Origin of the sequence: Pseudomonas entomophila L48, assembly GCF_000026105.1 — a bacterium.
Lineage (GTDB): Bacteria > Pseudomonadota > Gammaproteobacteria > Pseudomonadales > Pseudomonadaceae > Aquipseudomonas > Aquipseudomonas entomophila.
On record NC_008027.1, the window covers coordinates 3,576,175 to 3,595,757 of the forward strand.

General features: G+C 65.6%; 16 protein-coding genes. 3 read left to right on the plus strand and 13 right to left on the minus strand.

From position 1 onward, the window contains the following. Positions 1 to 45 precede the first annotated feature (45 nt). Entirely contained in the window at positions 46 to 408 is a 363-nt protein-coding gene (locus tag PSEEN_RS15330) for a c-type cytochrome (RefSeq protein WP_011534458.1), read from the minus strand. Positions 409 to 666: 258 nt separating this feature from the next. Between PSEEN_RS15330 and PSEEN_RS15335 the strand changes: the two genes are divergently transcribed. Beyond that, on the plus strand, positions 667 to 918 hold the full coding sequence (locus PSEEN_RS15335) for a hypothetical protein (protein WP_011534459.1): 252 nt from the start codon (positions 667 to 669) through the stop codon (positions 916 to 918). A gap of 3 nt (positions 919 to 921) precedes the next feature. Here PSEEN_RS15335 and PSEEN_RS15340 read toward each other — a convergent pair whose 3' ends face one another. From PSEEN_RS15340 to PSEEN_RS15355, 4 genes are all read right to left on the minus strand, one after another. Continuing rightward, complete coding sequence (locus PSEEN_RS15340; protein ID WP_048815107.1) at positions 922 to 1,950, minus strand: AbrB family transcriptional regulator; 1,029 nt, start codon at positions 1,948 to 1,950, stop codon at positions 922 to 924. A 121-nt stretch (positions 1,951 to 2,071) separates the two neighbouring features. Next, entirely contained in the window at positions 2,072 to 3,280 is a 1,209-nt protein-coding gene (locus tag PSEEN_RS15345; RefSeq protein WP_011534461.1) for an ATP-grasp domain-containing protein, read from the minus strand. Positions 3,281 to 3,358: 78 nt separating this feature from the next. Continuing rightward, complete coding sequence (locus tag PSEEN_RS15350) at positions 3,359 to 4,189, minus strand: hypothetical protein (RefSeq protein WP_011534462.1); 831 nt, start codon at positions 4,187 to 4,189, stop codon at positions 3,359 to 3,361. Between the two features lie 51 nt (positions 4,190 to 4,240). Beyond that, positions 4,241 to 5,416 (minus strand): MFS transporter, encoded by a 1,176-nt coding sequence (locus tag PSEEN_RS15355; protein ID WP_011534463.1) that lies wholly within the window; start codon positions 5,414 to 5,416, stop codon positions 4,241 to 4,243. A gap of 92 nt (positions 5,417 to 5,508) precedes the next feature. Here PSEEN_RS15355 and PSEEN_RS15360 point away from each other — a divergent pair, with 92 nt between their 5' ends. After that, entirely contained in the window at positions 5,509 to 6,408 is a 900-nt protein-coding gene (locus PSEEN_RS15360) for a LysR family transcriptional regulator (RefSeq protein WP_011534464.1), read from the plus strand. 196 nt (positions 6,409 to 6,604) lie between these two features. Here the strand turns inward: PSEEN_RS15360 and PSEEN_RS15365 are convergent, their stop codons facing one another. The 6 genes from PSEEN_RS15365 to PSEEN_RS15390 form a co-directional block, all read right to left on the minus strand. After that, entirely contained in the window at positions 6,605 to 7,687 is a 1,083-nt protein-coding gene (locus PSEEN_RS15365) for a DUF1615 domain-containing protein (protein WP_373694303.1), read from the minus strand. Further along, positions 7,684 to 8,235, minus strand: a complete 552-nt coding sequence (locus PSEEN_RS15370) for a hydrolase (protein WP_011534466.1) — start codon at positions 8,233 to 8,235, stop codon at positions 7,684 to 7,686. The genes PSEEN_RS15365 and PSEEN_RS15370 overlap by 4 nt, the downstream gene beginning before the upstream one ends. 56 nt (positions 8,236 to 8,291) lie before the next feature. After that, on the minus strand, positions 8,292 to 9,620 hold the full coding sequence (locus PSEEN_RS15375; protein WP_011534467.1) for an endonuclease/exonuclease/phosphatase family protein: 1,329 nt from the start codon (positions 9,618 to 9,620) through the stop codon (positions 8,292 to 8,294). Between the two features lie 26 nt (positions 9,621 to 9,646). Beyond that, positions 9,647 to 10,576 carry a hypothetical protein gene (locus PSEEN_RS15380; RefSeq protein ID WP_011534468.1) on the minus strand — a complete coding sequence of 310 codons (930 nt, stop codon included), beginning with the start codon at positions 10,574 to 10,576 and terminating at the stop codon, positions 9,647 to 9,649. 77 nt (positions 10,577 to 10,653) lie between these two features. Beyond that, complete coding sequence (locus PSEEN_RS15385) at positions 10,654 to 11,391, minus strand: thioesterase II family protein (protein WP_044488834.1); 738 nt, start codon at positions 11,389 to 11,391, stop codon at positions 10,654 to 10,656. Between the two features lie 2 nt (positions 11,392 to 11,393). After that, positions 11,394 to 11,615: an MbtH family protein gene (locus PSEEN_RS15390; protein WP_011534470.1), complete on the minus strand. Its 222-nt coding sequence runs from the start codon at positions 11,613 to 11,615 to the stop codon at positions 11,394 to 11,396. A gap of 172 nt (positions 11,616 to 11,787) precedes the next feature. Here PSEEN_RS15390 and PSEEN_RS15395 point away from each other — a divergent pair, with 172 nt between their 5' ends. Further along, positions 11,788 to 12,405 carry a LysE family transporter gene (locus PSEEN_RS15395; RefSeq protein ID WP_011534471.1) on the plus strand — a complete coding sequence of 206 codons (618 nt, stop codon included), beginning with the start codon at positions 11,788 to 11,790 and terminating at the stop codon, positions 12,403 to 12,405. Positions 12,406 to 12,410: 5 nt separating this feature from the next. Here the strand turns inward: PSEEN_RS15395 and PSEEN_RS15400 are convergent, their stop codons facing one another. Further along, the gene (locus PSEEN_RS15400; RefSeq protein WP_011534472.1) at positions 12,411 to 12,812 is read right to left on the minus strand and encodes a hypothetical protein; all 402 of its coding nucleotides are present in this window, start codon (positions 12,810 to 12,812) and stop codon (positions 12,411 to 12,413) included. A gap of 55 nt (positions 12,813 to 12,867) precedes the next feature. Then, positions 12,868 to 19,206: a non-ribosomal peptide synthetase gene (locus PSEEN_RS15405; protein WP_011534473.1), complete on the minus strand. Its 6,339-nt coding sequence runs from the start codon at positions 19,204 to 19,206 to the stop codon at positions 12,868 to 12,870. Between the last annotated feature and the right edge of the window lie 377 nt (positions 19,207 to 19,583).

Sequence of the window (19,583 nt, forward strand, 5' to 3'; positions counted from 1 at the left end):
CCAGCGGCGTCGGGAAAGATGAATCGCCATGCAAACCCCTTGTGCTCAGTGGACCGACTGGCCGGACATGAAACCGATCAGGGCCAGGAACTGCGCCTCGGAACACTGCATGCACAGGCCCATGGGCGGCATGCCCTTGTAGCCGTTGATGCTGTGCTCCAGCAGGCGGTCCACGCCCTGTGCGAGCCGGGGTGACCAGGCCGCCGCGTCACCCGCCAACGGCGCACCTGAGGCTGGGTTGGCGTGACAGGTCTTGCAGGTGTTGGCGTAGAGCGTGGCCAGGGCCGGGTCGGCGGGCACCCTTGCGCCAGCAGGGGTGACGGGTTCCGGCTCGTCCCGGCAGCCGCCGAGCAGCAAGGCGAAGGCGGTCAGCGCGGCGGCTGACAGCAGTGTCGTGGATGACGGCATGGTGCTCCCCTGTTGCACCGTGCAGGGGCACGGCGATTTCTTGTTGTAGGTAGGGGTAACGGTAAGTCGGGGGGGATGCGCTGCTCAGGGCAATGGCGGCCAACTTGGGGGCCGCCATCGGACAAGGCGCCGGTTCTGTCGGCGATAGTCAGGCTCGATAGTCACTATCGAGCGCGGCAATTTCTCCTCTTCAGGCACGCGCCATACCCTTGATCCATCGATTCGACACCGCGAATCCCTGGAACCTGGAACCGCCCGATGAATGCCTTCTCCCGCCTTCTATCCGTCAGCCTCGTCGTGCTTGGCCTGGCCATGCTCGGCGGTTGTGCCGGCCACCCGGAACTACGCCCCTACACCGCCGAGGAGACCCGGCAACTGCAACTGGAGGCGCTGCAACGCCAGGGCCTTTCCCAAGCCGAATACGAACAACGCCGGCTGGCCATCCTGCATGCCGGCCAGGCAGAGCGCGTCAGCCAGGCTGCCGTTCGACACCCATCGATTCGCGGCTGATCGTCAGCGGGTCGGCTGCTCACGCAGCAATCGCCTGGGCAGTACAGCCGGCGCCAGATGGATGAGGGTCATGCGTACCACGTGATTGAGCATCACGAACGCCGGATCGAGCTTCAGCAGCAACGCCGCCGCCGTCATCACTTCCACCCCGCCCGGCACCCAGGACATGAACAGGGCGAGGAACGGTCTGTCCGTCAACCGGCTGGCCGCCAGGGCCACCAGCACGGTGCAGCAGAGCGTCAGCGAGGTGACCACCAGGCCGGCGCGCACATGACGCAGTACATCGCGCAAGGTGATATCCCGCAGGCGGATGCCGATCAGCCCCCCCAGTAGAATGAGTGCGGCGGTGGCCACGGGGGCCGGTACCTGCAGGCTTGCCTCGGGGTAACCAATGTTCACCGCCGCAGCGCACATCACGCCGGTGAGCATGTACGGCGCGGGCACCTCCAGGCGTTCCAGCAGGTAACCGGCGATCACGGCCATCAGCGCGGGCGGCACAAGCCGCAGGTAGTCGTCCAGGTTGCCGTTGCTCGCTGTCGCGCCACTCCCCTGCCCACCGGCGATCAGCGTGACCACCAGCAACAGGGCAAGCAGCCTGACGATATGCACGAAGGCGATCCGCCCGGAGGACGGCCCCTGTTCGCCCGACACCGTCATGACCGCCGCCATCGCCCCCGGCATGGCGCCAAGCAGGCTCTCCAGATGGCTCCAACGCTCGTACCGGCGCAACCAGTTGTAACCCACCAGGATCTGCAGGCCCATGCACACCAGCAACCCGGCCAGGATGCTGATATCGCTCAACTCGCCCAGCATCGAGGCCGTCACCGTGGAGCCAACGCTGAGGCCGAGCAGCAACTGCACCGTGGCCACGAACGGCAACGGCATGCGCATGTTCAGGCCCAGCTTGCCGGCCAGCGTGACAGTGCAGACCGCGCCGATCAGCGTGCCCAGTGGCAGGCCGCTCAGGTAGCCACCCCAGGCGCCCAGGGCTGCAATAGGGATGGGCATCAGGCATTGCAAGAGTGGATTCATCGTCACTGTACCGGACCATTCACTGTAGGAGCGGCTTCAGCCGCGATCACCCGCGAAGCGGGTGCCAGCCACCACGTTGCCTGTATCGCGGCTGAAGCCGCTCCTACAGGTGAACAGGGCTTCACCGATTCATCGACCCGCAGTGCCGGTCGAACCAGTGCCCAACCTGTTCCAGCCTGGCCCGCAGGGTACTCTCGTCCGGCCCGCTGACAGTGGCACTGAACACTTCGCCCTCCCCTGCGCCGACCATCCGCCGGGCCGAAACACGGCAGGCCAGCACCCCCTCCAGCGGACACTCGCCCGGCACATCCAAGCGCAGGCCCACACGCGGCGCAATACTCAAATGACCAACCCGCAAGCGTGGCTCGGGCACAGGTTGCGGGCGATAGCCCGCATCACGCAGCGCACGCAGGTACGTCATGCGCAGGTCCAGGCCCCAGGCCTGCTCGAGTTCAAGGTGGGTGAAGGCATCGCCCTGGTGCATCGCGATCTGGCACAGGGCGATTTCACCGTCCTCGGTCACCCGCACCTCCAGCTGGAACAGCAGGGTCGGTTCGGAGGGCAGCACCTCCTCGACCAGCGCCCGCGCATAGCGCAGCAGCTCATCGCGCACCGGGTTGCCGGCATCGAGCATGTACAGGCTACACGGCTTGCCGGCGCGACAGTCCAGCGAGGTAGCGATCACCCGGGCCGGTGACAGTAGGATCGGGCGCCCCTCGATGTACAGGCCATCGACCAGATAGTGATCGCCACGCACATGGCTCTCGATCATCAGGTTGTGAAAGGTGCTGGCGGTTCGCTGCGACAGCCAATGGCGCAGCCCGGCCATGTCCTCGATCACCTCGACGCCACTCCAGCCTCGACCATGGCGTGGCTTGATCACCAGCGGAAAGCCGAACTGCTCGCTAAAGCGCAGCGCTTCGGTGGCATTGGCCAGCGGCGCCATGTCGGCGATGGCCAGCCCGCAATTCCTGGCGCGCTGCTTCATGAAGAACTTGTCGCGGTAGAACATGGCGCGCCCTTCGGCGCCCATGCTGACACCCAGGCGGTCGTTGATCCGCGCCACGCGCAGCACGTCAGCCTCGTCCAGCGCCACGCACAACGGGGCTTCGAGTTCCCATACCAGTGCGCAGACGTCCACCTCGACCAGGGGGTTGTCCTGGTAATGCTCGAACAACCGGTACTCGACCTTGCCCCCCAGGTGCGCAGCGATTTCCTCGGCCTGGATATCGCTGCTTACCAGCATGCCGCCTGGGCCGATGGCGCTGGCCCAGCTCGCGGCGCTGTGCTGGAAGATGATGTCGGGAGGGCAGAAAACGATGAGTTGCATGCGCTGTTCCTTGCACGCTCAAGTGTCGGACAGGTCCCTGCCATGCCCGGGCGGACATGGCAGGCGGCAACAGCGGGCTCAGCCCAGGCTTGCCGCACAATCGCGCATGACCTCGGCCTTGCGTTGCAGGTACTGGGCGAAGATCGCCTGGGCGGCGGCCTGGTCGACCTCGATACCCATGGCCTTGACGAAGCCTTCGACCGCCTCGACCGCATGGGCGAAGTGGTTGCTCTCGGTGCCGCCGGTGTGCACGGTGACCCAGGCAACGGTCTTGCGCACGCTTTCCGTCGGCACCCCCATGTCACGCTCGAACCACTGCTTGAACAGCGGGTGGATGAACTCCACTTCACCGTGGGTGTACACCTCGTGCACCAGGGTGGTCAGCAAACCCTGCAGCAGGTCGCGGTCACGCAGGCGGCGAGCATCGGTCCAGTCCTTGAAGGCCTGCGCCGATGGCAGGCAGTTCTCCTTGAGCAACCACTGGTCGTCGCCGCAGATGGGCGTGGCCATGTTGTAGAACAGGTCGCTGTGCAGGGTGTTGCCCAGGGCGCCCAGGTCTTCGTCGGTGATGCGCTGCAGGCTGCCGCAGACGTGATAGATCTGCTGCGCCGCCGCACTGCCCTGCTCCGAGCGGGCCAGCAGGGTCAACCGGTTGGCCAGGCCCGAGACGCTGGCCGCCGAGTTGTTGGTCTTCGACCAGCTGGCGAAAAACCGGCGCAGCTGTGGTGCGCCATGGCGGCGCGCAGTCAGGGTGCGGAAGGCTTCCTCGATCTCCATCAGCGCCGCTTCCTGGTTGCCGAACTCGGCCAGCAACGCCTGCTTCAGCACGCCCGGGGCCATCTCCTGCAGCACCGGCTCTATTACGCTCAGTAACTGGCTGTGCGCCGTCGGCACGTTACTTACTGTCATCTCGCTGTTTTCCTTGTTGGATGATGATTCGAGCGCTTGCACAAAGAAGGCTCATTGCAATTGCCGGTGCGAGCGACCGGGGACTGGAGCGGACCTCCAGCTACCCCGGGCAATCAGCAACGGCATCAGTTGGAACATCACGATCAATGCGATACAGCCCGGCCACCCCCACTGCTCCCACAGCACGCCAGGGACGAAGGCGCCAAAGCTGCCGCCCAGGTAGTAGCTGGCCAGGTACAGCCCCACCGCGGCGGCCTTGTGCTGCCTGGCATTGGCGGTGATGAAGGCATTGGCGGCCGCCTGGGCCAGAAACACGCCGGTCGAGCTGAGTGCCAGGCCGATCACGATCAGCCACAGCGAAGGCGACAGGGCCAAGGCCGAGCCGGTGATACCCAGGCAGCCCGCAACCCGTATCAGGTCGCCTTGGGGCCGCGCCCTGGTCAACCGCCCGGCCACCGGCACCACCACCAGGGCCAGCAGGAACACCGCATAGATCGAGCCGAGCGCCGCGGTGCCCAGGTTGAACGGCGCCTGGCCCAGGTGCAGGCCAACGTAGGTGAAGGTCGCGACCTGGGCGAACAGCACGCAGAAACCGACCGCATAGGCGCCCAGCAGCGGCTTGCCGAACAGCTCGCCGCGTGGGGCTCGATGTGGATACGCCGCTGTGGGAGCAGCGCGCGGCAACAGCACGGCGATGGCCACGCCGATGGCCAGGCTCAGGCCACCCAGCACGGTCAGGGCCATGCGCCAATCGTAGAATTCGGTGACCAGCCCGGTCAGGAAGCGCCCACAGAAACCACCGAGCACCGTGCCGGCCACGTAGATACTCGTCACCTCGGTCACCGCGCTCCCCTCCCAGTGCACACCGATATAGGCAACGCTGGTGGCGAACACCACGGGAATGAACAGGCCCTGTACACCACGCCAGAGCAGGAACTCGCCATAACTGCCCGCCCAGGCCGCCAGCACGGCAGGCAACGCGAGCAGGAGCGCGGCCCCGGCAATCACCCGGTGTTGCGCGCGGCGGGCTGTCAGCCAACCGACGAAGGGCGCCGTGATGGCCACGGCGAGGATGGTGGCGGTGATGCTCCAGCTGGCCTGATGCAACGTGATCGGGAAGGTGCCCGGCAACTCACCCAGCAGCCCTTGGGTCGCATAGAGGTTCAGAAACGCGGCGCATCCTGCAAGAAACAACGCGATTCGAGGGAATTTCGCAGGAAAAGCCATGACAGCACTCGTGAAAATTTGCAGGTTTTATAAGATAGGGGGCTGTTTGGATCCAATACCGAATTCCGACCGATTGATACTCAAGGACGAAGATGATCGACCTCCGCCGCCTGCGCTATTTCCTGGCTGTCGCCGACGAGTTGCACTTTGGCCGCGCCGCTTCGCGCCTGCACATCGCCCAGCCCCCACTGACCCGGCAGATCTCGGCGCTGGAGGCGGAGCTGGGTTTCCGCCTGTTCGACCGCAGTACCCGCAATGTCACCCTCACCTCGGAAGGCCTGCATTTCTTGCCGTATGCGCGCGCGGTGCTGGAGCAGGTCGACCTGACGGCCGCCATCACCGGCAAGCTGGCGGCGGGCTCGGCGGGCCATCTGGCCGTCGGCTATGCCAGCTCCATCGCCCTGTCGGATGTGTTCAGTCATACCATCCAGGCGTTCTGCTCGGCCTATCCGGATGTGCAACTGACGGTCGAGGAAGGCGCCTCGAGCACCCAGTGGTCGCAGATCGTCGAGGGCCGCCTGGACATCGGCATGAGCCGCATGCAACCGCCAGCCGATGACCCACAGGTGCAGGCCATCTGCCTGGGCAACGAGCCGCTGGTGGCGGCGATTGCCAGCGACAGCCCGCTCGCCCGCCAGGCGCGGGTGACCCTGGCCGAGCTGAGCGCCTATCCGCTGATCGCGTTTCCGACCGATTATGGTTCGGGGCTGAACGAGATCATCCAGACCCTGTACCGGCGCAACGGGCTGACCCCTCGGCCAGCGCCGACCGGCAAGCAGATCACCTCGATCATCGCCCTGGTCGCCGCTGGCCGGGGTGTGGCGGTGGTGCCGCAGTGCACGCGCACATTGGTACGCAGTGGCGTGACCTATCTGCCGCTGGACGAGCCCGGTGCCACGGTGCCGCTGCTGGTGCTGACCCGCAGGCATGAGCGCAGCCCGCTGGTGCGGGCCTTCGTGGAGGTCATCGAGCGGACGTTGCGCGAGAAGTGAAAGGGGCTTGCAGTGCTCCTGAGATCGAGCGCCGCTCGCGGATGAATCCGCTCCTACAGGTTTGTTTCGGGCCAGTCGTGACCACGCGGTTTATCGGATGGCGCCACCGATGTAGGAGCGGATTCATCCGCGATGCGCCACATGGACGGCGCTCGGTCTCAACAACACCTCGAAACGCTACCAAACCGCGAACACCTCAACGCCGCATGCAGCGCTGGTAGCGCTCATCCACCCGCCCGGCAAACCACGCGGTGGTCAACTTGCGGGTGATCTTCGGGCTCTTCAGCTCGATTCCGGGCAGCACCGCCCTTGGCAACGCCTTGCCCGCTTTCGCCTCGGCCAGGGCGAACACCTGGCGATACAGCACGGTGTCCTCGAAGTCGAGGCTGTTTTCCCGTTCCAGCTGTGCGCGGATCTGCGGATTGCGCAGCCCCAGCTTCACCCCCAGCTTGCGGGCCGCCTGCTCGGTGCTGCCCGGCATGATCGCCCCCGGTGCAATCAGGTCGCCATCCAACGCTAGCGCTAACCCGGTCGCCCGGCTCAACGCGGCCTGGAACGCGGCGTTACGGCTGGCGTACCAACCGGCGTTGAAATCGGCGAAGCGGTACAGCGCCCGGTCGTAATGGGTTGGATACCCCAGCAGGTGGGTGATACCGAAGTACATCCCGCCCCGACGGCTGAACACCTCCTGGCGAACAGTGCCTTTGTAGGCATAGGGGTAGCCCTTGGCATGCTGCTCGGCGAAATCGATGCTGACCTGCATCGGCCCACCGGTATGTACCGGGTTCAACCCATCCAGCAAGGTGCGCCCCAGCGGCAATCGGTCGATGACTTCGTCATACAGGGCGCTGAGCTGTTTCTCGCTGCGCACCGTCAGCAGGCGTTGCTGGTAGCTCTGGCCGTTGCTCGAGGGCGTGCGCAGCGCGCCGTCGATCAGCACGCCTGGAATGTACAGGCGCGCTGCGCGCCGATCGATCTCCTCGCGGGCAATGCGCCCCAGGTTCGGCACCTGGGGGTCGGCATTGAAGGTCGACTCCTGTTCGGTCACCGCCAGCACGGCGCACAGGTTGCCCTTGCTCGGGGCGATGCCCTGGGCCTGCAACGCTACCTGGATGTCCTCGGCCCAGCCTTGGCGGTCCTTGACCTGGGCTGGCAGCAGGCGCATGAGCTGAGCGCGCACCTTGGCCGGGTCGCTTTCAGGCGCCTCCTCACGGCGCCCGGCGCAACCTTGCAACAGGCCCAGGCACAACAGCCCGGCCGCCAGCAGACGCCCGTTCAGGGCTGTTCACCGACCAGGTAGGTCTTGCTGATATGGCGGAACAATGGATGGCTTGCGCTGCCCAGCAGTTCGAACAGCACCATCTCACGGGTGACGACCTGCGCCCCCGCATCGCGCATGCGCGCCAGCCCCGCCGCCTTGCTGGCAGGCGTGCGGCTGTCGCAGGCATCCTCGACGACGAACACCTGCTTGCCCAGTGCCAGCAGGCCCAGCACCGTCTGCAGCACGCAGACATGGGTTTCCATGCCGCAGACGATCACCTGTTCACGGGCCAGCAGGCTGGCCGGCAGGCATTCAGCCGCGACGCAGGAAAAATGCAGTTTTTCGACAATCTCGGCGGCAGGTGACGCGGCCTTGAGTTCGGCCAGGGTATGGCCCAGCCCCTTGGGGTATTGCTCGGAAATGACCGTGGGCACTTCCAGCTCCGCGCTGGCCGCCAGCAGCCAGCGCGCCCGGGCACGAGTGCCCTCGGGGTCGCTCATGGCGCCGATGAGTTTTTCCTGGATGTCGACCACCAGCAATGTGGCCCGAGAAGCGTCGATCAGCATGGTCCGTTCCTGCCTGGGAAAGGCTCAAGCCTTACCCAGGCAGCAAGCGACGTCAATCAACCGCTGAAGACGAAGGTGTAGGAGACCGGACGGTGATCCGAGTCCACCGGCAGCATCACTTGCCCTGCAGCCGGCAATGCAGCCAAGCCGTAGGCAAACGCGTAGTCGAGCATGTTCACCGGCCCGCTGCTTGGGTGCGTCGGACCGTTGGCCAGCACCAGATCGGCGATTTCAGGAGGCGATACCCAGTTGCTGTTATTGGGATGAGGAGGGCCCGGTTCGCGAGGGTCCCGGTTGAAGTCACCCAGCATCACGAAAGGCGTGTCGCTGTGCCAGACAGTTTCACGCAGCATCCGCGGGCTATTGACCCCACCGCCGGAGAGGGCGTGGAAGGTATACACGGTGATCGCCTCGCGCAGCCCGGGAATGCGGATGCGCAGGCCCAGTATCGGCCTTGGCATACGACCACCGGACGGGCTGCCAACACCGTCTGCGATGACGCTGACACCAAGCACCGTCACGTTGTCGGCCAGTACCATGCCCAACCGTACCCGTAATAGGTTCACCTCCAAGTAGTACATCATGTAGTTCTCTGGTCGCGTCGAGGTGCCAGCCTCCCACCGCCGCTGATACACGACGTGCTGTACACCGAACTGATCGGCAACCTGGATATCGGCGATAAACTGCGAGGAAAGCGGCCATACCCCGGCCTCCTGCAACATGACGACATGATGCTGGCGAATCATTGGCAGTACGATGGTGCGGAACTTGTCGGTGTGGGCGGAAGAGATTCCCTGCATGTTTAACGTCACCACGCGCAGGTCGACCCTTGCACCGGCGGGACGCTGCCAACCGATTTGAACCTGCCGGCCGCCTCCCGAATCAAGGATGCGCACGCGATGGTAGCTGGTGATACTGCCTGTCAGCTCGACACTGGAGCGCCAGGGGCCCCATGCTTGGACGGCGATGCGCAACATACGCAGAGCGTCATTGGCGTCGAGCCGCAACGGCCCTTCGTCGGCGCGCAACCCGGACATGATCATGGCGTGATGGATGTTGTACAGCCGCACCACCATGGCCAGGCTGTGCGCACGGGGCGAGGCTTGCAAGATAGCGATGAGCGCCGGCTCATTGTAGAGCGTTGCCAGCAGCGCACTGGCGTCTTCGGCAATGGCAGCTTGCTCGGAGAAGTTGCTGCTGCGCATGAACTCCGAGGACAGGTGATAGCTGATATAGGCAGCCGAAGAAGGGGCATCGTCTGGCGTTGTTTCGAGTACCACGAACAATCGGCGTACCAGCGATTCAAGTCGTGTACGAAAATCCACCCGTGCAATCGGATGTCTTAACGAATGGGTATCTCGGCGAATCTGTTGGTCGACCGGCATGATCGGCTCCTTGTAATGAGAGGGGATCAGACGGACGCAAAGACCAGGTGCAAATCGCCATCGAACACAACAGCATCAGGGGCCCCGCTGGCATTGATATTGATACTTCGATCAACCTTGCTCAGCGCATTGCCGTCATAACGGTACAGGTCGATGGTGCTTTCGGCGGTGTCATCCCCCATGGCGGCTTCGCTGGGTATGCCATTGACAGAGAGCGTGTTGTCCAACGTATTCGGGGCATTGGTGAACGCCAGGGTGAGCATGCCATCATGCACCACGACGGCGGGCATTTCGGGGTAGACCTTCTCTATCAACAGTTGCGAACGGCTCCACCCTGACTGGCCGTCATACCTGATCAGACAAAGTCCATCCGTCGCCTGATGGAACACATGGATAAGTCCTTGGTACAGGCAAGCCACTGGATCGCGGGGCGACTCGATAATCGCCGAACCCTCACCCCTCGGGTAGATCCAGCCACGTGCCCACCAGGTTATCCCGTCATTGGAATCACGCACCGACAACCTGCCGCCCGAATTGAAGCGCGCAAACTTGTAAGCTTTGCCATTACGCGCCACCACAGAGGGCGAACCATATGCTGCATCGGGTGTGGTGATGTCAAACGTGCGGTTGCCTGGATTGAACACGGCAAGCCTTGCACCAGTGCCGGGATACGTTTGCGCGTCGCCATCGAAGCCGCTGGAGTAAACATGCAGCTTGTCATCGAAAACGAACACTGCTGGCAGGCCTGAACTGCTTTCGATACCGACATCCTCAGGCAGGCTCCAGCTTCCGGTTCTCGCCTTCGACACGTAGAAGACGCGTGTTGGCGCTTTCAAATAGAAGCAATACAGCTTCTCCTTGAACACAACCAATCGACACCCCTCGGCTTCCACCGGCATCGGCTCAGAAGCATTAAGAAGTCCATTGCTGACAACAGCACAATGCAAAAAAGGCATATGACACCTCGATCCTGAATGAATGTGGTGTCAGTAAAACGCCTATGCCTAGGAAGCGTATGTCAGCCCTGGAGCCGTCAGCTGAAGGAAAGTTGTGACAGCGGCTGACAGATCGACTGCAAGGTGCTGGTCATCTGCTTCAGCACGGCATCTTCATGTTCGTGGATGAAGAAGTGCCCGCCAGGAAAGCGTTCCAACGAGAAATCGCCCACCGTTTCTGCGCGCCAGGCCAGCAACTGCTCTTCACTGGCTCGATCTGCGTGGCCCCCCAGCACATGCAGCGGACAGCTCAACGCCGCACGCTGGCGATAGGCATAACGCCCGCACAGCAGGAAGTCAGCGCGCAGCACTGGCAGGGTCAGGCCCATCAACTCTTCGTTGGCCAGCACCTCTTCGGGCGTACCGCCCAGCTTGCGCAACTCGGTGATCAGCGCATCGTCGCTCTTGGGCTCGCGCCAGTTCGCGCCGTCGTAGTCCTCGCGCCGGGTTGGAGCGGCTGTGCCGCAAGCGAACAGCGCCACCGGTGGCGGGCAGCCCAATGCCTGCAGTTCATGGGCCAGCTCGAACGCCACCAGCGCGCCCAGGCTGTGCCCGAGCAGCGCGTAGGGGGCAGTGGCGACTGCGCGTTGCTCGTGGGCCAACTGCCGTGCCAGCGCCTGCAGGTCGGTGTGCAACGGCTCCCCCAGGCGCGCACCACGCCCCGGCAACTCCACCGGCCGCACCTGCAGCCAGGCCGGCAGCTTGCGCCGCCAGCGGCTGTAGACCATGGCGCTGGCGCCCGAGTACGGCAGGCACAGCAGGTTCAGTGTCGACAGGTTCACTGCGCCGCGGCTTCGGCCATCTGCTGGCGCAGGCTCAACGGGCGCATGTCGGTCCACACCTCGTCGATGTAGGCCAGGCAGTCCTTCTTCAGGCCGCTCTTGCCGACCGCGCGCCAGCCATTGGGGATCGCCTTGTAATCAGGCCAGATGGAATACTGCTCTTCGTGGTTGACCACTACCTGGAACTGGATGTCGTCGCGGTCGAAAACGGAAGTCATTGCCTGTCTCCTTGAATGATGAGGGCCGAACGCGCCAGGCGCAGGGCGGCTTTCCTGAATACGAAGAGCAAAGGAAGAAAATTACCCACAAACGCCTCGAGGCGGCTGTGCAAGCACGGCCGATGGTGGCATAAATCCAGTTCCCCCGACCACTCAACCAGGAGACTCCCCCATGCTCGGCGTGACCGACTACGGCGCTTTCGTGATTGCGTTCCTCATCCTCCTGGCGATCCCCGGCCCCGGCAACTTCGCCCTGATCACCGCCACCGGCAAGGGCGGCGTCAAGGGTGGGCTGGCCGCCACCTTCGGCGTCATCCTCGGTGACCAGGTGCTCATGTGGCTGCCCGTGGCCGGTGTCGCCACCCTGCTGGCGGCCTACCCCGCGGCCTTCCATGTAGTGCAGTGGGCCGGCGCGGCCTACCTGGCCTGGCTGGGCCTGCGCATGTTGCTGAGCAAGCCCGGCAGCGGGCCGCGGCAGAGCAGCATGAGCAGCGGGCGCTACCTGCGCCAGACCATGATGATCACCCTGCTCAACCCCAAGGCGATCATGTTCTACATGGCCTTCTTCCCGCTGTTCATCGACCCGGTGCACCACCAGGGCGTGGTGACGTTCGCGTTCATGGCGCTGACTGTCGCCGGGCTGACCCTGCTCTATGGATTGATCGCGGTGCTGCTCACCCACCACCTGGCCGAGCGCATGCGGGCCAACCCGCGCATCAGCCACCTGCTCGAACGCCTGGCCGGCGCGTGCCTGGTGGGGTTCGGCATCAAGCTGGCGGCGATGCGCTGAGGCCTTCAGGCATCGCGTAGCAGGTCGTGGGCATCGAGCAGGCGGAAGGCCACCTGCGGGTTGCGCTCCAGCCCACGGCGGATCGCCGCCGGAATCGACTGGCGGGTCTTGCGGCACAGGCCGACCTGCGCCTCCAGCTCGATGACGATCCCGCGCATGGTGCGCACCTCGTTGAAGCCCGGGGCGATATGCACGCGGATGCCAAGGTTCTCGTACAACCGCGATTGCAGGTGCTTGAGATCGTCCAGGTCCTTCAGGTTCTCCAGGCGCTCGAGCAGGCGCTTTTCCTCCTCGCGCGTGAGCAGCAGGATGCGCAGGTCCCGGGCCGGGGCATCGGCCAGGCGCTCGCGACCGCAGTCGCAGGCGCCCGGTGGGCAGGGATGGCGTTGGGGAGGCTGGGTGGTCATGGGGCAAGAATAGTCCCATCCTCGCCCCCGAAACCAGCCGCCTCCTGCGCACCACTCAGAGCCGGCGACGCCCGCCCAGCCCGGGGATGGTGGTCTTGGGGATGAACACCTGGATGTCCTCCCGACGCGTATGCGCCGCCAACCCCGCCAATGTCGGCTGGCTGAACAGCATGCGTGCATCGGTATGCAGCCCGGCCTGGCGCATGCGCGCCACCAGGTTCACCGCCAACAGCGAATGCCCGCCCAGCTCGAAGAAGTTGTCGTCACGCCCCACTTGCTCGATTTTCAGCACCTCGGTCCAGATCTGCGCCAGGGCCTGCTCCAGATCGTCGCGCGGTGCCTGGTAGGTGCGGCTGATCACCGCCTCCGGCCCCGGCGCCGGCAACGCCTGGCGATCGATCTTGCCGTTGGGGCTCAGCGGCAGTTGCCCGAGGATGACATAGGCCGAAGGCACCATGTAGGCCGGCAAGTGCGCCAGCAGGTAGCTGCGCAGGGTCTCCAGCGCCGGCACCGCATGGCCCTCTTGACAGGCGGCATAGGCCACCAGGCGTTCATCGCGGACCAGCGCCACCGCCTGCCCGAGGGCTGGGTGGGCGGCCAGCAGCGCCTCGATCTCGCCAAGCTCGATCCGCAAGCCATTGAGCTTGACCTGGAAGTCGTTGCGCCCGAGGAACTCCAGGTCACCGTTGGCCCGGTAGCGCACCAGGTCGCCCGTGCGGTACAGCCGGTCGCCTTCGATGAACGGGCTGGCAATGAAGCGCGCCGCTTGCAGCTCTGGTAGCCCCAGGTAGCCCCTGGCGACGCCGATACCACCGATATGCAACTCACCGACACAGCCCAACGGCACCGGTCGATCATGGGCGTCAAGCACATACAACCGGGTATTGCCGATGGGCCGACCGATTGGCGGTGCCTGCTCCGGCAGGGGCTGCTGCGGCTCCAACGTCCAGGCGGTACTGTCGACGGTAGCCTCGGTCGGGCCATAGACGTTATGCAGACGTACCCTGGGCAAGCGTTCGCGCAAGCGGCGGACCAGGGCCAGGGTCAGCTCGCCACCGCCGCAGAAGACGTCGGTAAGGCTGGTGCAACCCTCGACATGCGGCGCTTCGAGGAACGCGTGCAGCAACGCGGGGACGAACTTCACCGTGGTCACCCGGCGCGCCTGGATCAATTGCACCAGGTAGGCCGGGTCGCGATGCCCGTCCGGGCGCGCCAGGACCAGGCGCAGGCCGGCGCACAGCGGCCAGAACAGCTCCCAGACCGAACCGTCGAAGCTGAAGGGCGCCCGCTGCAGCAAGGCACCGTCGGTTTGTGGCGGGCACAGCGTCGACCCCCAGTGCATCAGGTTGCACAGGCCTCGGTGCTCGACCATCACCCCTTTGGGCGTGCCGGTGGAGCCAGAGGTGTACATGACGTAGGCCAGGTGCTCGCCGCTCAGTTGCGCAACCACCGGCGCCTGCTCCGAATGAGCCTGCCAGCCATCCTGGTCGAGGTCGATCAATGTGGATGAAGGTTCGAACAGGCCCCGGGTCGCACCGTGCACCAGCACGGCCAATGGCACGCTGTCCGCCAGCATGTAGCGCAGGCGTTCGTCGGGATAGCCCGGGTCCAGCGGCACATAGGCGCCACCGGCCTTGAGCACGCCCAGCAAGGCGACGATCAGTTGCACGCCACGCTCGACGCACACCGCCACCCGACTGTCAGGCCTCACGCCAAGGCCGATCAGGTGATGCGCCAGACGGTTGGCCTGGGCGTCGAGCTCGCGGTAGGTCAACTGTGCCTCTTCGCTTTGCAACGCCACGGCGTGCGGGGTTCGCTGCACCTGGGCGGCGAACAGCGCCGGCCAATGCACGTGCGCGGGATCCAGGGGCGTGTCGGTGGCATTGAGCGTCGACAACAGATGGTGGCGCTCGTCATCCGGCAACGTCGACAACGACGTCAGCGCTCGCCCAGGGTCGCGTTGCAGCGCCTCGGCCAACTGCTGCAAGGCACAGGCAACATGCCCGAGCACACGCTGCGCGCCCAGCTCACGGGGCGCTCGCACATGGAGGTGAATGTCGTCGCCTGCCTCGTCCACGGTGAGCACCAGGGCATGGCTGTGGACTTCGCTGGCGTCCACCAGCGTCACCCCCGGCAGCTTGCGCGCATCCGGCGCCGGGCCGTGGCGGTAGTTGAGCAGGCTGTCGAACAACGCCACGCCAGCCGGCAGGCCGCTGCAGCGCTGGGCCAGTACCCGGGGCGCATCCTCATGGCCGAGCAAGGCGGCCAACTGCGCGTGGGTTGCCTGCAACGCGTCGGCAACGCCAGGTCCCTTCAACGCGACCCGCAACGGCAGGCTGTTGACGAACATGCCCAAGGCCCGATCAGCGCCCTCGCCCGCCATCATGCGGCCCAGCAGCACACTGCCGAACACCACCTCGTCACGGCCTCCCAGCGCCCCCAGCACCAGCGCCCAAGCCAGGTGGAACAGGCTGCCCAAGCCGACATCGTGGGCGCGCCCCAAGCGCCGCAACGCCTTGGCCAGCGGCTCGGGCACGGCCAGCGTGGCGCTTTGCAGTGCCTGCGCCTCCAGCGTCTCGCCCATCCCCGCCAGCTTCGCCGGTGCTTCCATACCCGCCAACAGGGTTTTCAGGAACTGTTCATGGCCCGCCTGGCGCGCCGGGTCGCGGCTCACGGCCACATAGTTGCGATAGGCAACGGGCGCCGCCAGGGCATGGTCCTGGCCCGTCATCAAGGCTTCCAGTTCCGACAGCAACACCTGCACCGACACCGCGTCGTTGACCAGGTGATGGAAGTGCAGCATGCCCAGCCAGCGCCCATTGGCGCGATCCTCGACGCAGGCCAGGGCCATCATTGGCGCCTGGCGCAGGTCCAGTGTGGCGTGGCGTGCGCGCAACAACGCGACGGCATCGCCCTGGCCCGGCTCGAGCACCGTCAGCGGCAACCGCGCCTGGCGCCACACCACTTGCTGTGGTTGCTCGAGCCCATCCCAGGCCAGGCTGGTGCGCAGGATGTCGTGACGCGCGATGACCTGTTCCAGCGCCTGGCTGAACGCCAGCAGTTCGGCGTGGCCGGTGAAGGCGAACAATGCTTGCTGCTGGTACGGGTCGCGGGCCTCGGTGAGGTGGTGGTAGAGCAGGCCTTCCTGCAGGGGCGCCAACGGGTAGATCTCCTGCACATTGGCGGCGCCCCCGGGGATCGCCGAGACAATGCGTTCGATATCAGCCTGGCCGAGCTCGGCCAGGGCCAGCATGTCGGGCGTGATCCGCGCACAGTCAGCCGGCACGCGATTGCCCGGCACCGCCGCCACCGCCATCACACTGACCGAGGCGGCCAGGCTGGCCAGGGTCGGCTGGCCGAACAGCACTTGCACATCAGCGTGCAGCCCCGCCTGGCGCATGCGCTCGATCAACTGGACGGCCATCAGGGAATGGCCACCCAGCTCGAAGAAGTGATCCTGCCGCCCGACCCGTTCGACGTGCAGCAATTCGGCCCACAGGGCGGCCAGGCGTTGCTCGACATCGCCTTGGGGCGGTTCGTGGGCGCGGCGTAGCGCAGCGTGCACGTCCGGTGCCGGCAAGGCGCGACGGTCAAGCTTGCCATTGGCGGTCAGGGGCCAGGCCGGCACCGCCATGTACGCCGTCGGCAGCAGCGCGGCCGGCAAGCGACCACGCAAGTGCTCATGCAACTGCAAAGGCGTCACGACCTGCTCGGCGATGTACCAGGCGACCAGCTGGCCGTCACGCAGCAGCACCACGCCTTCGCGTACCGCCTCGTGGGTTGCCAGCGCCGCCTCGATCTCGCCCAGCTCCACCCGCACGCCACGGATCTTCACCTGGTCATCGTTGCGACCCAGGTATTCGAGGGTGCCATCGGCCAGCCAGCGCACCAGGTCGCCCGTGCGGTACAGCCGGGCGCCGGGGCGTTGTTCGAAGGGGTCGTCGATGAAGCGTTCGGCGGTCATCTCGGGGCGGTTCAGGTAACCCCGGGCAACGCCCAGGCCACCGATGTACAGTTCGCCAGCAGCGCCGACGGGCAACGGGCGGCGCTGCTCATCGAGCACATGCAACTGGGTATTGGCGATCGGCTTGCCGATGTGCAGCGCCCCGCCCGCCAGGACCTGTCCGGAAGTGGCCACCACGGTGGCCTCGGTGGGGCCATAGTTGTTGATCACCTGGTAGCCGCGCTCGCGAGCCAGCCGGCGCAGGCGGTCGCCACCGACCAGCAAGGTGCGCAGTGTCGGATGGGCCTGCCCCTGGGCGAAGGCATGCTCGGCCACCGGCGTGGGCAGGAAACTCACCTGCAGCGGTTGCTCGTGCCACCAGCGCAACAAGGCGTCGATATCCTCGCCACCTTCGCGCACGGGCGCCAGGTGCAGCGTCGCGCCTGCGCACAGGGCCGGCCAGACCTCCCAGGCCATGGCGTCGAAACCGAAACCCGCCAGGCTGGACGTATGGCTGCCGGCGTGCAGGTCGAAGGTGTCGCAGTGCCAGTCGACCAGGTTGGCCAGCATGCGGTGCTCGACCATCACCCCCTTCGGTTGGCCGGTGGAACCTGAGGTGTAGATCACGTACACCAGGTTGTCCGCGGCCAGCCCCGGCACCTGGGGGTTGGCCGTCGATTCGGGTTCGATGCCCGCAAAATCGAGCTCGATGATCGGCAGCGCCTGCCCGACGAAGCGCTCGCGCAGGCTGGACTGGGTCAACAGCACCTGGGGGGCGCAGTCCTGCAGCAGGTAGGCCAGGCGCTCGCCAGGGTGTGCCGGGTCGATGGGCACATAAGCCGCGCCGGCCTTGAGCACCGCCAGCAAGCCCACCACGGTATCCAGGCCACGACGCGCCGCCACCGCCACCCGCTGGTCCGGCTTGACGCCCAGGTCGATCAAGCGCCCCGCCAATGCGTTGGCGCGCTGGTTCAACTGCCCGTAGCTCAGGCCATGGCCTTCCTGCATCAGCGCCGTGGCGTGGGGACGCAAGGCGGCCTGGGCCTCGATGCGCCGATGGATCAATGGCTCGCCCTGGCCAACGGCCGCCGTGGCATTCCATTGCCTGAGCTGCTCGCGCTCGCGATCCGTCAGCAGTTCGAACGCATCGACCCGAAGCTGAGGCGCCTCCAACCCCTGGTCCAGCACCTGCAACATCCGCCCGGTCAGCGCCTCGACCTCGTCGGGCGCCAGCCAGCCCAGGTTGTGCACCAGGTGCAGCCAGGCCTTGCCATTGTGGCGGTTGCTGCGCAGGTAGATGGACAACGGCGTTGGCTCGTGGCCGTTGCTGACCTTGACGGTATGGGTAGGCAATGCGCCGTAGAACAAGTCATTGCCCTCCTCCTCGTATGACACCGTCACCTCGAACAACTGCGCGCGCGCCTCGCGCGACAGGCCCAGGCCGCGATTGAGCTCGGTCATCGGCAAGCGCTGGTGGCGCAGGTCGCGCTTGAGGGTGCCGGCGATGGCCCGCACCAGGTCGGCAAAGGCAAGCTCGCGGCCAAAGTCCATGCGCAACGCGCTGACCTGGGCGAACAACCCCAGCGTCGCCTTGTGCAAGGCCGTGCCCCGATTGCGCACGGGCAGGCCGACCACCCACTCGTCACGCTGGCCGCTGCGGCAGAAGCACACGTGCAACGCCGCCAGCAGCACATGCAGGGGCGACGCCTGCAACTGCGCGGCCAACTGCTGCATGCGCGCCAGCAACGCGGGGTCGAAGCTGCGTTGCAGCGCCTGGCTGGGCGTTGCCGCACGCACCGGGCCGCGCTCGCGCGGGCGCAGCAGCACATCCGGCAACTGCCGATAGCGGTCGAGCCAGTAGTCGCCGTCGCGCTGACGCCGCGGCGAAGCCTGGTAGGCCTGGTCTTGCTCGATGAATGCCATGTAGGACGGCGCCGCGGAGGGCAACGGCGCGCCTTGCTCCAGCAAACCGTAGTACTGCCCCAGCCGGTGGAAGAACTGCTCGAACCCCCAGCCGTCGAGGATCAGGTGATGGGCCTGGGCCGCGACCAGGTGGCGCCGCCCGCCCAGGCGAATCAGCGCAACGCGCAACAGCGGGCCATCGCCAAGGCTGAACGGCTGCTGCAACTGTGCCTGGATCAGGGCCTGCGCCGCGCCCGCCGGGTCAGGCCGGCCGGCCAGGTCGTGCTCGGCCAGCACGATGTGCAAGCCTGTCACGAAGCGCTGGCGTGGCAAGCCGTCATCGCTGGGCGTGGCCACCAGCACGGTTCGCAGCGCGTCATGCACGGCCACCAGGTGGGTCAGGGCCCGTTGCAAGCGCTCGCGGTCGACCGCGCCCTCCAGTTCGACATAGCCACCGATGTTGTAGAGCGGCGAGTCGCCATGGCCGAGCTGGTCCAGCCAGATGTCGCGCTGCGCGCAAGTCAAGGGGTATGTGTCGGCGGCGAACATGGGCTTGGATCGTCCTTGAAACAGAGTGATTGCGCGGATTCAAACACCCCCCTAGCCCCCTGTATGGCCCCCGAAACCCGGACATCGGCGACGGGAAAACGCTCAGCCGGATTGCGCTGAATTTCCTGTAGGACATTGACTACACCCCCATAACGCCCCTGACCTACTCGTCGTGCCTGCTGCTGCGAACGGAGGCAAACCGGCTGCATTCTGGCGCCAATCACCTGACAAGCTGACACGCCGGACAGAAACAGCCTCGTTCAAGGCCCAGCATTTCAGTCGGATTAACTGGCATTTTCTGTCCCCGGTTTCCACTACAGACGCGTGCTCGGCGCCTGCGATTCAATAGCCTCCACCCCCCGAGAACACAGAGAGGA

What these genes read in the sequence shown, in the direction of transcription:
- PSEEN_RS15330 (WP_011534458.1), bottom strand. Translation starts at nt 408, where the DNA reads ATGCCGTCATCCACGACACTGCTGTCAGCCGCCGCGCTGACCGCCTTC.
- PSEEN_RS15335 (WP_011534459.1), top strand. Translation starts at nt 667, where the DNA reads ATGAATGCCTTCTCCCGCCTTCTATCCGTCAGCCTCGTCGTGCTTGGC.
- PSEEN_RS15340 (WP_048815107.1), bottom strand. Translation starts at nt 1,950, where the DNA reads ATGAATCCACTCTTGCAATGCCTGATGCCCATCCCTATTGCAGCCCTG.
- PSEEN_RS15345 (WP_011534461.1), bottom strand. Translation starts at nt 3,280, where the DNA reads ATGCAACTCATCGTTTTCTGCCCTCCCGACATCATCTTCCAGCACAGC.
- PSEEN_RS15350 (WP_011534462.1), bottom strand. Translation starts at nt 4,189, where the DNA reads ATGACAGTAAGTAACGTGCCGACGGCGCACAGCCAGTTACTGAGCGTA.
- PSEEN_RS15355 (WP_011534463.1), bottom strand. Translation starts at nt 5,416, where the DNA reads ATGGCTTTTCCTGCGAAATTCCCTCGAATCGCGTTGTTTCTTGCAGGA.
- PSEEN_RS15360 (WP_011534464.1), top strand. Translation starts at nt 5,509, where the DNA reads ATGATCGACCTCCGCCGCCTGCGCTATTTCCTGGCTGTCGCCGACGAG.
- PSEEN_RS15370 (WP_011534466.1), bottom strand. Translation starts at nt 8,235, where the DNA reads ATGCTGATCGACGCTTCTCGGGCCACATTGCTGGTGGTCGACATCCAG.
- PSEEN_RS15375 (WP_011534467.1), bottom strand. Translation starts at nt 9,620, where the DNA reads ATGCCGGTCGACCAACAGATTCGCCGAGATACCCATTCGTTAAGACAT.
- PSEEN_RS15380 (WP_011534468.1), bottom strand. Translation starts at nt 10,576, where the DNA reads ATGCCTTTTTTGCATTGTGCTGTTGTCAGCAATGGACTTCTTAATGCT.
- PSEEN_RS15390 (WP_011534470.1), bottom strand. Translation starts at nt 11,615, where the DNA reads ATGACTTCCGTTTTCGACCGCGACGACATCCAGTTCCAGGTAGTGGTC.
- PSEEN_RS15395 (WP_011534471.1), top strand. Translation starts at nt 11,788, where the DNA reads ATGCTCGGCGTGACCGACTACGGCGCTTTCGTGATTGCGTTCCTCATC.
- PSEEN_RS15400 (WP_011534472.1), bottom strand. Translation starts at nt 12,812, where the DNA reads ATGACCACCCAGCCTCCCCAACGCCATCCCTGCCCACCGGGCGCCTGC.
- PSEEN_RS15405 (WP_011534473.1), bottom strand. Translation starts at nt 19,206, where the DNA reads ATGTTCGCCGCCGACACATACCCCTTGACTTGCGCGCAGCGCGACATC.